The sequence below is a fragment of the Streptomyces sp. IBSNAI002 genome (assembly GCF_052244475.1).
GTDB lineage: Bacteria > Actinomycetota > Actinomycetes > Streptomycetales > Streptomycetaceae > Streptomyces.
This window is the reverse complement of the sequence record NZ_JBQPXG010000002.1, coordinates 6,208,767-6,221,448: the sequence shown is the minus strand read 5'-3', so window position 1 is coordinate 6,221,448 and position 12,682 is coordinate 6,208,767. Positions and strand designations below refer to the sequence as shown.

Sequence of the window (12,682 nt, the reverse complement as noted above, 5' to 3'; positions counted from 1 at the left end):
ACGGAGCCACTCGAACGGGGCCTTCCGGCGCGGACGCGGGCTAGCACCGGCCCGGCCCGGGGGCCGGGGGCCGGGGGCCGGGCCGGGCGGTGGCCGTCCCTCCGGTCGGGGCCCGCCGCGGGGACGGGTGCTAGGTGTGCGACTGCTGGTGCTTGATTACACCGGGGCCTCGGTCTTCTGCTTGAGGCGTTCGTAGGGTGTCTGGCCGCCGAGGGCGCCGTGGGGGCGGTGGTAGTTGTAGTAGTCCTCCCACTCTCGCAGCTTGTCGTTGAAGACGCCTGTGTCGTCGATGACGAGGCCGTCGAGCATGCGGTAGAACTCCTCGGCGTCGATGCGATGGGAGCGTTCGACTTTGCCGTTGAGGTGCGGTGATGCGGGTTTGATGTAGGTGTGGGCGATGCCCTTGTCGAGAACGTTCCAGTGGAAGGCTGACTGGAACTCCGCGCCGTTGTCGGTCTGGATGACCTCGATGCGGAACGGCAGGCGCCCGAGGACGTAGTCGAGGAACTGGACGGCGGTCTTCTGGTCGCACCGCGGGTAGATCCGCAGCACCCGCAGCCTGGTGCAGTCGTCGATGGCGGTGAACTGGTAGTACTTCGCCCGGCGCCGCCGTTTCGGAAGGGGCCCGGTCACCGGCGCTGCCGCAGGAGCCTGCGCAGGGAGGCCGATCGGCTCGATGAATTTGACGTCGATCTGGACGCGGTTGCCGGGCAACTGCTTCTCGTAGCGGGTGTAGCGCTTGTCGTGGCGTTTGTAGCGCTGGGAGGCCGGCAGCCGGTTCAGCCCGAGCTTCTTGAGGATGCGGTAGACGGCTGAACAGGCGATGTCGATGTCGTGGTACCGCTTGAGGTACATCTTGATCTTCATCGGACCGAAGTAGTAGTGCCGCCGCAGGTAGACGATCTTGTTCACGACGTCGGCCTCGGTGGCGTGAGGACAGTGGTGCGGCTTGCTGGACCGGTCCCGCAGGCCGTCGAGGCCTTCGTCCTGGTAACGGCGCTGCCACTTATAGAAGCAAGTGCGGCTGATGCCGTAGTACCGGCAGGTCAGCGCGACGTTCCCCGTGACTTCTTCGGCGTGTCGCAGGACCGCAAGGCGGTGCTGGGCCTGACGGTCCTGCTGCTGTTGAGGTGAAGGGGGCACGGCAGACCTCCGTCTACTCGGAGACCCATGTGTAACCAACGTCCGGCAGTTTCATACCTAGGGCCTGTCGTCAAACTCCCGTCGTCGCCCGGAGGGCGGCCCTGCGGCGTCTTGTGCGTGCTCTCGGTGCGCCGGGCGGAAGCACGCGTACTGGACGTACTTTGCTTTCGCCCGGTGCGGCGAGAGCGCGTGCCAGGCGTCGCGGGGCAGACGGGAGTTTGACGACAGGCCCTAGGCGCGGCTGACGTCGTACACGCCGGGTACGTTCCGCATCGCCCGCATCAGCGCGGGCAGACCGGCCGCGTCGGGCAGCTGAAGGGTGTAGCTGTGCCGGACCCGCTGTTCCACGGGGGGCTCCACGGTCGCGGAGACGACCTCGACCCCCTCGCGGGCGATGGCCTCGGTCAGGTCGGCCAGCAGGTGGGGGCGGCCGAACGATTCGGCGAGCAGGGTGACGCGGCAGTCGGCCGTGGCCCTCCAGTGCACGGCGACGGAGGTGCGCCCCACGGCCCGCATCTGGGCGACCGCGGCGCAGTGGATGCGGTGCACGGTGACGGCCCCGCCCCGGACCACGAACCCGGCGACCGCGTCCGGCGGCACCGGGGTGCAGCAGCCGGCGAGGCGTACGGGGGCGTCCGGCAGGTCGGCGACCGCGTTGGCCCCGCCGCCGCGGGCCCCGACCACCGACAGCGGCGCCCGGGCGGCCGTGGTCGTGGCCATCGCGCGGTCGGGATGGGCTTCGAGCCAGCTGCTGATGGCGATCCGGGCGGCCGGGGTCCGGGCGTGGTCCAGCCATTCGGCGGAGGGGCCCGAGGAGGCGTCCTGGGCGAGCAGCAGCTGCACGGTGTCGCCGTCGGAGAGGGGGGAGGACAGGGAGGTGAGGCGCCCGTTGACGCGGGCGCCGATACAGCCGTGTGCCGCCTCGCCGTGCTGGGCGTAGGCGGCGTCGATACAGCTGGCTCCGGCGGGCAGGCCCAGCGTCCCGCCGTCGGCCCGGAAGACGGTGATCTCCCGGTCCTGGGCCAGTTCGGCGCGCAGGACGCTCCAGAAGGTGTCGGGGTCGGGCGCGGACTGCTGCCAGTCGAGCAGCCGGGACAGCCAGCCGGGCCGCGTGGGGTCCACCCGCTCCTCGTACGGGTCCGCGGCGGCCTCGGATACGCCGGCACCGGCGGCGGCCGTGGTGGACGTGGTGGGGGCCGTGGGCGCGGCAGCCGTGGTGGGTGCGGTGGTCGCGGTAGTCGCGGTGGCGTACGGATTGCCGAGCGCGACCACGCCCGCCTCCGCCACCCTGTGCATCTGGCGGGTCCGCACGATCACCTCGGCCACGTACCCCTCGGGGGTGGCGACCGCGGTGTGCAGCGACTGGTAGAGGTTGAACTTCGGGGTGGCGATGAAGTCCTTGAACTCCGAGACGACCGGGGTGAAGCAGGTGTGCAGCTCCCCCAGTACCGCGTAGCAGTCGGCGTTCTCGCCGACGAGGACGAGGATGCGCCCGAAGTCGGAGCCGCGCAGCTCGCCGCGCTTGAGGGCGATCCGGTGGACGGAGACGAAGTGCCGCGGCCGGACCTGCACTTCGGCGGTGATGCCCGCCTCGCGCAGGACCGTCCGTACGGAGTCGGCGATGGCGGGCAGCGGGTCGCGCTCCCCCGCGTGGGCCGCGATGAGCGCGCGGGTGCGCTCGTACTCCTCGGGGTGCAGGATCGCGAAGACGAGGTCTTCCAGCTCGGTCTTGAGGGCCTGGACGCCGAGCCGTTCGGCGAGGGGGATGAGGACGTCGCGGGTGACCTTGGCGATGCGGGCCTGTTTCTCGGGGCGCATCACGCCGAGGGTGCGCATGTTGTGCAGCCGGTCGGCGAGTTTGATGGACATCACGCGGACGTCGTTGCCGGTGGCGACGAGCATCTTGCGGAAGGTCTCGGGCTCGGCGGCGGCGCCGTAGTCGATCTTCTCCACCTTGGTGACGCCGTCGACGATGAAGCGGACCTCGTCGCCGAACTCCTCGCCGACCTGATCGAGGGTCACGTCGGTGTCCTCGACGGTGTCGTGGAGGAGGGAGGCCGTCAACGTGGTGGTCTCGGCGCCGAGTTCGGCCAGGATCAGGGTGACGGCGAGCGGGTGTGTGATGTACGGCTCACCGCTTTTGCGCATCTGGCCGCGGTGCGAGGTCTCCGCGAGGAGGTAGGCACGCCGCAGAACGGACAGATCGGCGTCCGGATGGTGGGCGCGGTGCGCCTCCGCGACGTGGCCGATGGCGTCCGGGAGCCGGTCGCGGGACGTCGGCCCGAGCAGGGCCGCGCGTCCGAGCCGACGCAGATCGAGCCTGGTCCGGCCGCGTCTGCGGAGCTCAGGGCGCGCTTCGGGGTGTGCTTCGGGGTTCGTGGCCTCTGCACTCATGGGCACCTCCGGCGGCTTCGACCGGCGGTGGTGGGCATGGGGTGAGCCCTCAGGGCCGGTGCCTGATGTTACCGACCCCACCACGTGGCGCAGTCCACCTCTCGCTCAGCGTGAAATGGATCACCCATTAGAGGGAACCTTCAGGCGAAGGCCGTTTCGGTGAGCCAGGCCGCCTCGAACGCGCCCTCGGCCACGATGACGGCCGGTCCGGTCATGTCGATCCGCCCGTCGGGGTGCTCGGTGATGAGCAGGGTCCCGCCGGGGAGGTCGACGGTGTACGTGACCGGGTCGCCGGTGGCGGCCGGATCGACGCCGTCGCGGCGGATGGCGGCCACGGCGACGGCGCAGGCGCCGGTGCCGCAGGAGCGGGTCTCGCCGGAGCCGCGCTCGTGCACGCGCATGGCGACGTGGCGGGGGCCGCGGTCGACGACGAACTCGACGTTGACGCCGGTGGGGTAGGCGGACGCGGGGCTGAACGGCGGGGCGGTGTGCAGGGTTCCCGCGTCGTCGAGGCTGTCGACGAAGGCCACCGCGTGCGGGTTGCCCATGTTGACGTTGCGCGCGGGCCAGCTGCGCTCGCCGACGGAGACGGTGACCTCTCCCTCGGGCAGGGCCGCGCGGCCCATCGCGACGGTGACGTCGCCGCTCTTGTCGAGGTGGACGTGCTTGACGCCGCCCCGGGTGGCGATCGCGAGGTCGCCGGGCTCGGCGTGGCCGGCGTGCTGGAGGTAGCGGGCGAAGACGCGGACGCCGTTGCCGCACATCTCGGCGATCGAGCCGTCGCTGTTGCGGTAGTCCATGAACCACTCCGCCTCGCCGGCCAGGTGCGCGGCGTCGGGGTGGGCGGCGGATCGGACCACGTGCAGGACGCCGTCGCCGCCGATGCCGGCGCGTCGGTCGCACAGCCGCGCCACGGCGGACGCGGACAGCCCGATGGCGTTGTCCGGGTCCGGAATGATCACGAAGTCGTTCTCGGTGCCGTGGCCCTTGAGGAAGGAGAGGCTCTTGTGCGTCACCCGCTCATGGTACCGATCCGCTGGTCGCGGGCGTTCAGCGGAGCCGCGCCACCCGGTACACGGCGAGGGCTACGAGGGCCAGCGCGGCCACGGCGTACAGCGCGGCCACGCGCCAGTCGGGCCGGCGGCCGCTGCCCCGGGCCGGGAGCCCGGGCCAGGTATAGCCGACGCGGCGCGCGGCCATCATGCCCCAGCCGCCGGCGCAGCAGCTGATGAGGAAGCCGAGCATCGCGACCACGGCTCCGCCGTCGCCGAACTCGAAGGCGAGCGGGAAGGCGAACATCAGCGATCCGGCGGCGGCGAGCATCACGATGGGGGCGATCTGCCACAGGCGCAGGCGGCGCTGCGGACGCAGTTCGACCTCGAACTCGGGCCCGCCCGCCTCGATGGCGGCGGTGTCCGGTGCGTCGGGGCCGTCGGGCGTCAGCCGGGCCGGGTCGGCGGGCAGCCCCAGCACTGCGGCTTCGGACCCCGCGCCGGTTCCGTTTCCGTTTCCGGCTCCGCTTCCGGTTGCGTCGTCGTCCGACCGGTCGAGAAGATTCGGGTCCGCTTCCCGCCGGGTGTTGCCCTGCCCGGTGTCACGAGGGCCGGCCTCCATCGCCACGCGCCCTCCCCACTCGGACCCAGTACGCCGCCATGCACTGCCGGTGACCGCACCGCCAGGAGTTTGATGATGGCACGTCGCCGACCCCCCGACGGGCGCCCGGGGCGTCCCGATGCCATCACGTGATCAGGCTGTAACCGCTCGTTCGACCAACGACTGCGCGATCCCGGCGAGTTCCCCCCGGTCGGTGGCGGCCCCGCTGAGCCAGTGCACCCGCGGGTCGCGGCGGAACCACGAATCCTGCCGCCGGGCGAACCGCTTGGTGGCGCGCACGGTCTCGGCCCTGGCCTCGTCCTCGGTGCACTCCCCGGCGAGCGCGGCGAGCACCTGCTGGTAGCCGAGCGCCCTGGAGGCGGTGATTCCGTCGCGCAGTCCCCGGGCCTCGAGGGCGCGGACCTCGTCCACCAGCCCGTCCTCCCACATCCGGTCCACGCGCAGCGCGATCCGCTCGTCGAGCTCGGGCCGGGCCACGTCCACGCCGATCTGGACGGTGTCGTAGACGGATTCGTGGCCGGGCAGGTTGGCGGTGAAGGGGCGGCCGGTGATCTCGATGACCTCCAGCGCGCGGACGATCCTGCGGCCGTTGCTGGGCAGGATCGCGTGGGCCGCGGCAGGGTCGGACGCGGCGAGGCGGGCGTGCAGGGCGCCGGGGCCGCGCAGGGCGAGCTCCCCCTCCAGCCGGGCGCGGACCTCGGGGTCGGTGCCGGGGAACTCCATGGCGTCCAGCGCGCCGCGCACGTAGAGGCCGGATCCGCCGACGAGGACGGGTGTACGGCCTTCGGCGAGGAGCTTGTCGATCTCGATGCGGGCCAGGCGCTGGTAGTCGGCGACGTTGGCGGTCTCGGTGACGTCCCAGATGTCGAGGAGGTGGTGCGGGACTCCGCCGCGTTCCGCCTGCGTCAGCTTGGCGGTGCCGATGTCCATCCCCCGGTAGAGCTGCATGGAGTCGGCGTTGACGACTTCGCCGTCGAAATGGCGGGCCAGGGCGACGCCCAGATCGGACTTTCCGGCCGCGGTGGGTCCGACGACGGCGATGACCCGCGGGGCGGGGGCTGCATTCCTCACCGCCCCAGTCTCTCAGCCCCCGGTCAAGACGCCGTCATGTACCCGATCGGGTGAGGTGACGGGGTGGGAACGGGGTCGTTGCCCTGGCGAGGTTCCGGCTGGAGTGCGCCCTGCGGCGGACGTCCGGCAGGCCGGTCCGGCCGGGGCGGAACTTCACTCACACGAGTAACGTTATGGGAGTAGACATGGGCGTTTTTGATCGGTTTTTTCGTCGTAAGGACGAGGTCGCGACCGAGGAGGTCGCTGCCGAGGTCGTGACGGCGGAGTCCGGTACGGCCGACGAGGCCGAGGCCGAGCCGGCGGTTGCGGAGGCTCCGGCGGCGGAAGCCGTGGAGATCCCGAAGCAGCAGTCGGCCGAGGTGGCCGTGGACAACGAGGCCGGCGAGGGCGCCCGTACGTAGCGACCGCCAATGGAAGGTGACCCATGGGCCTGCTGGACAATCTGAAGGCCAAGCTCGCGCCGGCGAAGGACAAGGTCGGCGATCTCGCCCAGAAGAACGAGGGCCGGATCACCGAGGGTCTGGACAAGGTGGCCAAGGCCGTGGACTCCAAGACCCACGGCAAGTACAGCGACCGGATCACGACCGGTACGGGCAAGGCGAAGGACGCCCTGGGCAAGATCGCGCACAAGGACGCCGGCGGCGGGCCGACGCCGCCGCCCGCTTCCTGACGCGGTACCGGAAAGGGGCGCGGGACCGGCTGATGCCGGTCCCGCGCCCCTCCGTCGTTCCCGGGCGGTGCGCGGTACCCGGGCGATGCGCGCGAGGGGCGCCGGTGCGGCGGCTAGGACCAGGTGGCGACGAAGTACCCGACCCCGTACGGCGCGTCCTCGTACAGCAGCCGGCCGTCGAGCCCCGCGCCCTCCGCGGCGCCCGCCAGGACCTGCCAGGGAGCCCGTCCGGCGGCCTGCAGCTCGGCCGCGAGCTCCGCGTCGAGGGCGGCGAGCGCGGCCACGTCGGCGGCGCCCAGCACCCGGGCGGCGGCCGCGTCGAATGCGGCGGCCCGCTCGTCGAGGTAGCCCGGGGCCTTCAGGGTCCGGCAGGCGCTGCCGTCACCGAGGACCAGCATGGCCACGCGTTCGGCGGAACCGCCCAGGTCCGCGCCGAGGAGGCCGCAGCCGCTCGGCGGGAGGTGCGCGGCGACGGCCACGCCGGCGACCGGGGCGGCCGCCCAGCGGGCCCGGCCCAGCAGCCAGCCGGCCACCGCGAGGGACGCCGGAAGCGTTCCCCCGGTGGCATGGCCGCTCGGCGGTTCGCCCAGGTCGGGGCCGAGGGTGACGGTCAGGTCCACGCCGAACCCGGCGAAGCTCCCGGGGGTGCCCTGGTCGTACGCGCCGCCCTCGGCGGCGGCTCCGACCACGACGAGCAGGTCGGGCCGGGAGGCGGCGAGCACCGCGAGCGCGTCGGAGCAGGCGGTGCGGGCGTCGCCGAGTTCGGCGGCGGCCCCCGAGGCGACCTCCGGCACGAGCAGCGGCGGGGCGGGACAGACGGCAGCGGCTACGAGCATGATCCGCAGCCTAGCCGCCGTCCGCGGCCGTTGGTCAGTCGATCGCGCAGCCCGAGGTGGCGGCGGGCAGCGGGGCCGGGACGCCCAGGGTCGGAATCCCGAGCATGACCCCGGCGGGCTGGGCCGGGGCGGCGTTGCGCTTCTCCCAGGCGTCGCCGGAGCGGGTGCGGCGCACGGCCGGGGTCGGGCCCTCGGCGAGCAGGTGGTGCGGGGCGGCGTAGGTGATGTCCACGGTGACCACGTCGCCCGGCCGGACCTCCCCGTCCGGCTTCGTGAAGTGGACGAGGCGGTTGTCGGGGGCGCGGCCGGAGAGGCGGTGGGTGGCGCCGTCCTTGCGGCCCTCGCCCTCCGCGACCATGACCTCCAGCGTGCGGCCGACCTGCTTCTTGTTCTCCTCCCAGGAGATCTCCTCCTGGAGGGCGACCAGGCGCATGTAGCGGTCCTGCACGACCTCCTTGGGGATCTGCCCGTCCATGTCGGCGGCGGGGGTGCCGGGCCGCTTGGAGTACTGGAAGGTGAAGGCGCTCGCGAAGCGGGCCTCGCGCACCGTGTGCATCGTCTGCTGGAAGTCCTCCTCCGTCTCACCGGGGAAGCCCACGATGATGTCGGTGGAGATCGCCGCGTGCGGGATCGCGGCGCGGACCTTCTCGATGATCCCGAGGAAACGCTCCTGCCGGTACGACCGGCGCATCGCCTTCAGGATCGGGTCCGAGCCGGACTGCAGCGGCATGTGCAGCTGCGGCATCACGTTCGGGGTCTCGGCCATCGCCGCGATCACGTCGTCCGTGAAGTCGCGCGGGTGCGGGGAGGTGAAGCGGACCCGCTCCAGGCCCTCGATCTGGCCGCAGGCGCGCAGCAGCTTGCTGAAGGCCTCGCGGTCGCCCAGGTCGGAGCCGTACGCGTTGACGTTCTGGCCGAGCAGGGTGATCTCGGAGACGCCCTCGGCGACCAGGGCCTCCACCTCGGCGAGGATGTCGCCGGGACGGCGGTCCTCCTCCTTGCCGCGCAGCGCCGGGACGATGCAGAAGGTGCAGGTGTTGTTGCAGCCGACGGAGATCGAGACCCAGGCGGCGTACGCGGACTCGCGGCGGGTCGGCAGCGTCGAGGGGAACGCCTCCAGCGACTCGGCGATCTCGACCTGCGCCTCCTCCTGGACGCGGGCGCGCTCCAGCAGCACGGGGAGCTTGCCGATGTTGTGCGTGCCGAAGACGACGTCGACCCAGGGGGCCCGCTTGACGATCGTGTCGCGGTCCTTCTGCGCGAGGCAGCCGCCGACGGCGATCTGCATGCCGGGCCGCTTGGTCTTCATCGGGGCGAGCCGTCCGAGGTTGCCGTACAGCTTGTTGTCGGCGTTCTCGCGGACCGCGCAGGTGTTGAAGACCACGACGTCGGCGTCGCCGTCGGAGCCCTCGGCGGCGCGGACGTAGCCCGCGCCCTCCAGCAGACCGGACAGCCGCTCGGAGTCGTGCACGTTCATCTGGCACCCGTAGGTGCGCACCTCGTATGTTCCCTTGACGTCCACTGCCGTGCTCCGGTCGCTGCTGCTGGTCATGGAACAAGGGTAGGCGGTGCCCGGAGGGCCTCCGGCCGCCCGGGGCGCCCGCCCGTGCCGTGACAGGACGGCGGGCGGGTGGCAGGATCTCGGCCATGCCTCACGTACCGCCCCGGATCAGCAGGCGCCACGCCCTGCGGGCCCTGGTGGCCGTACTCGCCCTGCTCGGCGTCCTGGTCTGGTGGCTGAAGCCCTTCGGGGAGCCGGAGCTCAAGGGGGAGCTGGCCTTCAGCACGGGTGTCAGGACCGGGGTCTACCACCGCTACGGAGAACTGCTGGAGCAGCGCCTCCGGCAGGACATGCCGGGGGTGAAGGTGCGGCTGCAGACCAGCGAGGGCTCGCAGCAGAACCTCCAGCGGGTGGCCGCCGGGGAGGCGGATTTCACGGTGGCGACGGCGGACGCGGTGGCCAAGTACCGGCAGGACGGCAAGCCCGGGGCGGACTCGCTGCGCGGGGTCGCCCGGCTCTACGACGACTACGTGCAGCTGGTGGTGCCGGCCGGCTCCCCGGTGCAGTCGGCCCAGGACCTGAAGGGCAAGCGGGTGGCCATAGGCCAGCCGGGATCCGGGGTGCGGCTCATCGCGGAGCGGCTGCTGACGGCGGCCGGGCTGGACCCGGTGCGCGACATCACCCCGGTGTCCATCGGCATCGACACCATGCCCGCCGAGCTGGAGGCCGGGCGGATCGACGCCTTCTTCTGGTCGGGCGGGCTGCCGACGAACGCCGTGCGCGAGCTGTCGGAGCGGTTCGACATCAGGCTCGTGCAGCTCGGCGACCTGGTGGAGCGGCTGCAGGGGAGCGGAAGCCCGGCGCGCTACTACCGGGCGGCGGTGATGCCGCAGGACGCGTACGCGAGGGCCCGCAACACCAGCGCGGTGGCCACCCTGGCCGTGCCGAACCTGCTGGTGACCACGGAGGACACGGACCCCCGGCTGACCGAGCAGTTCACCCGGACGGTGCTCAACAGCCGCGACGACATCGGGCGCGAGGTGCACGCGGCGCAGCTGGTGGACCTTCGGACCGCGATCTACACCGATCCGCTGAACCTGCACGAGGGCGCCCGGCGCTACTACCGCTCGGTCAAGCCGTAGCGCTCGGGGTCCCGGCCTGGGGCAGCAGCATGGTCGCCGCGGCGGCCGCGCCGATCAGGCCCGCGTGCGTGCCCAGGCTCGCCGGGACCACCGTCAGGCCCTGTACGAAGGACAGCGTGGCGTAGTCGGCGAGGTGGCTGCGGATCGGGGCGAAGAGGGTCTCGCCGGAGGCCGCGACGCCCCCGCCGATGACCGCGATGTCCGTCTCGACGAGGGTCGCGGTGGCCGCGATGGCCGCTGCCAGGGCCCGGCCCGCACGGTCGAAGGCGGCGCGCGCGACCGGGTCGCCGGCCTCGGCGGCGGCGGCCACGCCGGCGGCCGTGGCGTCGCCCCCGGGCTCGGCCGGGGTCCAGCCCTGGGCCCGGGCCCAGCCGGCGATGGCGGTGCCGGAGGCGATCGACTCGACGCAGCCGCGGCTGCCGCAGACGCAGGGTTCGCCGTCGAAGGCCACGCTGATGTGGCCGATGTGTCCCGCGTTGCCGGTGGGGCCGGGGTGGAGCTGGTTGTTCAGGATGAGGCCGCCGCCGACGCCGGTGGAGACCACCATGCACAGGGCGTTCGCGTGGCCCCGGGCCGCTCCCAGCCAGTGTTCCGCCGCGGTCATCGCCACGCCGTCGCCGGCCAGCACGGCCGGGACGTCGGCGCCGCGCGCCGCGAGCTCCGCCGTGATCCGGGCCTGGACGGGGAACTCCCGCCACGCCCCGATGTTGACCGGGCTGACCGTCCCCCGGGAGGAGTCCACCGGGCCCGCGCTGCCGATCCCGCAGCGGACCGCGGAGGGCCACAGCGGGGAGCCGGACAGGTCGGCGACGACCTCGGTGACCGCCGCCATCACGGCGTCCGCGTCCCCGCCGCGCGGGGTGGGGCGGCGGGTCGTGGCCGTCATGGTGCCGTCGGGGTGCACGAGCGCCCCGGCGATCTTCGTCCCGCCGATGTCGATCGCCACCGTCAGGCCCGCGGCCGGGGCGCCGGCTCGCGGGGTGGGGAAGGGGGCGGTGGGAGTGGTCACGGTGGCGGCTCCAGGCAAGGGGTCAGGATTCAGTATGCGCCGCCGGCGGCGCCGTACTCTCGCGGGGCTCCAGCCGCGGCTGCTCGCTCGTGCGCACCGCGGGGGGCCGTCCCGCGAGGACGGCGAGGAGCTCTTCCGCGGCGAGCCGGCCGAAGCCGGCGGTGTCCCGTACGAGGGCGGTGAGCCGGGGGTGGGTGACCCGGCACAGCGCGGAGTCGTCCCAGGCCACCATGGAGAGCCGGCCGGGCACGGGGATGCCGAGCTCGGCGGCGACCGCGATCCCGGCGACGGCCATCACGTCGTTGTCGTAGACGAGTGCGGTGGGCGGCTCGGGCTCGGCGAGGAGCCGGCGGGTGGCCGCCGCGCCCTCGGCGTCGGAGTAGTCGGTGACCACGGAGCGCACCCGGTCGGGGCCGAGCCCGCGCCGCGCGGCCTCGGTGCGCAGCGCCTCGATCCGGCGGGCCGTGTGGGCGAGGCCGGGCAGCCCGGCGACGTGGACGATCCGGCGGTGGCCGAGGCCGTGGAGGTGGTCGAGGATCCGGGTCATCGCGCCGGCGTCGTCGGCGCGGACCGAGGAGACGACGGTTTCGGCGCGGGAGAGGGCCTCGGGGCGGGACGGGTCCGCGGCCCGGGACGGGTCCGCGGCCCGGGAGAGGTCGCCCTCGCCCACCATGACCGCGGGCAGGGCCAGCTCCCCGAGCAGCGCGGGGCGCGGATCGTGGATGCGCGGGTCGACGACGAGGACGCCGTCGACCCGCCGCTCGGCCCACCAGCGGCGGTAGACGGCGCACTCCGCGTCGATGTCCTCGACGACCTGGAACAGCAGGGCGGTCCGGGCGGCGGAGAGGACCTCCTGGATGCCGGAGACGAGCTGGAGGAAGAAGGACTCGACGCCGAGCGTGTGCGCCGGCCGCGCGAGGACCAGCCCGACGGCTCCGGAGCGTTCGCCGGACAGGGCCCGTGCGGCGCTGTTGGGCTGCCAGCCGAGCTCTTCGGCGACGCTGCGGATCCGGGCACGGGTGGCGTCGGAGACGCCCGGCCGGCCGTTGAGCGCGAAGGAGACGGCGCTCTCCGACACGCCCGCCCGGCGGGCGATGTCCTTGATGGTGGGTCTACGGGCCATGCCTGCCTCATCCTTCGGCGACCGCCGGAATACCGCTGTCCCATTCCCGCGCAGTTCCCTGCGGCCGGTCATGGCTAAACCGCATTAGTTCTCCCAGATTCTGATGGCCGGAACCCTTGTGTCAACAGGACTGAAGCGCATAAGTACACCAGTTGGAGGCCCTGTTGACTTTCCACCGC

The 12,682-nt window shown here is 72.9% G+C and carries 12 protein-coding genes; 3 read left to right on the top strand and 9 right to left on the bottom strand.

The window, feature by feature from the left end; all coding sequences use genetic code 11:
- Window positions 1-156 precede the first annotated feature (156 nt).
- The 5 genes from ACTVZO_RS29915 to miaA all read right to left on the bottom strand — a co-directional run bounded on the left by ACTVZO_RS29915 (window position 157) and on the right by miaA (window position 6,222).
- A complete protein-coding gene (locus ACTVZO_RS29915) occupies window positions 157-1,143 on the bottom strand; it encodes an IS481 family transposase (protein ID WP_443301274.1) in 987 nt (328 codons plus the stop codon).
- Between the two features lie 231 nt (window positions 1,144-1,374).
- Window positions 1,375-3,537 carry a RelA/SpoT family protein gene (locus ACTVZO_RS29910; RefSeq protein WP_443301273.1) on the bottom strand — a complete coding sequence of 721 codons (2,163 nt, stop codon included), beginning with the start codon at window positions 3,535-3,537 and terminating at the stop codon, window positions 1,375-1,377.
- A gap of 140 nt (window positions 3,538-3,677) precedes the next feature.
- Window positions 3,678-4,553: a diaminopimelate epimerase gene (dapF, locus tag ACTVZO_RS29905; RefSeq protein ID WP_443301272.1), complete on the bottom strand. Its 876-nt coding sequence runs from the start codon at window positions 4,551-4,553 to the stop codon at window positions 3,678-3,680.
- 34 nt (window positions 4,554-4,587) lie between these two features.
- Entirely contained in the window at window positions 4,588-5,157 is a 570-nt protein-coding gene (locus ACTVZO_RS29900) for a hypothetical protein (RefSeq protein WP_443301271.1), read from the bottom strand.
- 126 nt (window positions 5,158-5,283) lie between these two features.
- A complete protein-coding gene (gene miaA / locus ACTVZO_RS29895; RefSeq protein WP_443301270.1) occupies window positions 5,284-6,222 on the bottom strand; it encodes a tRNA (adenosine(37)-N6)-dimethylallyltransferase MiaA in 939 nt (312 codons plus the stop codon).
- Window positions 6,223-6,407: 185 nt separating this feature from the next.
- Between miaA and ACTVZO_RS29890 the strand changes: the two genes are divergently transcribed.
- Together ACTVZO_RS29890 and ACTVZO_RS29885 are read left to right on the top strand one after the other, a co-directional pair.
- Window positions 6,408-6,623 (top strand): gliding motility protein, encoded by a 216-nt coding sequence (locus ACTVZO_RS29890; protein WP_443301269.1) that lies wholly within the window; start codon window positions 6,408-6,410, stop codon window positions 6,621-6,623.
- A 23-nt stretch (window positions 6,624-6,646) separates the two neighbouring features.
- Window positions 6,647-6,892: an antitoxin gene (locus ACTVZO_RS29885; protein ID WP_384216023.1), complete on the top strand. Its 246-nt coding sequence runs from the start codon at window positions 6,647-6,649 to the stop codon at window positions 6,890-6,892.
- Between the two features lie 113 nt (window positions 6,893-7,005).
- On the opposite strand, the gene ACTVZO_RS29880 is transcribed toward ACTVZO_RS29885, so the two are convergent.
- Complete coding sequence (locus ACTVZO_RS29880; RefSeq protein WP_443301268.1) at window positions 7,006-7,728, bottom strand: hypothetical protein; 723 nt, start codon at window positions 7,726-7,728, stop codon at window positions 7,006-7,008.
- A gap of 34 nt (window positions 7,729-7,762) precedes the next feature.
- A complete protein-coding gene (gene miaB, locus ACTVZO_RS29875; RefSeq protein WP_443301267.1) occupies window positions 7,763-9,280 on the bottom strand; it encodes a tRNA (N6-isopentenyl adenosine(37)-C2)-methylthiotransferase MiaB in 1,518 nt (505 codons plus the stop codon).
- Between the two features lie 95 nt (window positions 9,281-9,375).
- Between miaB and ACTVZO_RS29870 the strand changes: the two genes are divergently transcribed.
- Window positions 9,376-10,371: a TAXI family TRAP transporter solute-binding subunit gene (locus ACTVZO_RS29870; protein WP_443301266.1), complete on the top strand. Its 996-nt coding sequence runs from the start codon at window positions 9,376-9,378 to the stop codon at window positions 10,369-10,371.
- On the opposite strand, the gene ACTVZO_RS29865 is transcribed toward ACTVZO_RS29870, so the two are convergent.
- Both ACTVZO_RS29865 and ACTVZO_RS29860 read right to left on the bottom strand, forming a co-directional pair.
- On the bottom strand, window positions 10,361-11,380 hold the full coding sequence (locus ACTVZO_RS29865) for an ROK family protein (protein ID WP_443301265.1): 1,020 nt from the start codon (window positions 11,378-11,380) through the stop codon (window positions 10,361-10,363). The two genes, ACTVZO_RS29870 and ACTVZO_RS29865, sit on opposite strands and share 11 nt — an antisense overlap.
- 22 nt (window positions 11,381-11,402) lie before the next feature.
- Entirely contained in the window at window positions 11,403-12,503 is a 1,101-nt protein-coding gene (locus tag ACTVZO_RS29860) for a LacI family DNA-binding transcriptional regulator (RefSeq protein ID WP_443301264.1), read from the bottom strand.
- Window positions 12,504-12,682 lie beyond the last annotated feature (179 nt).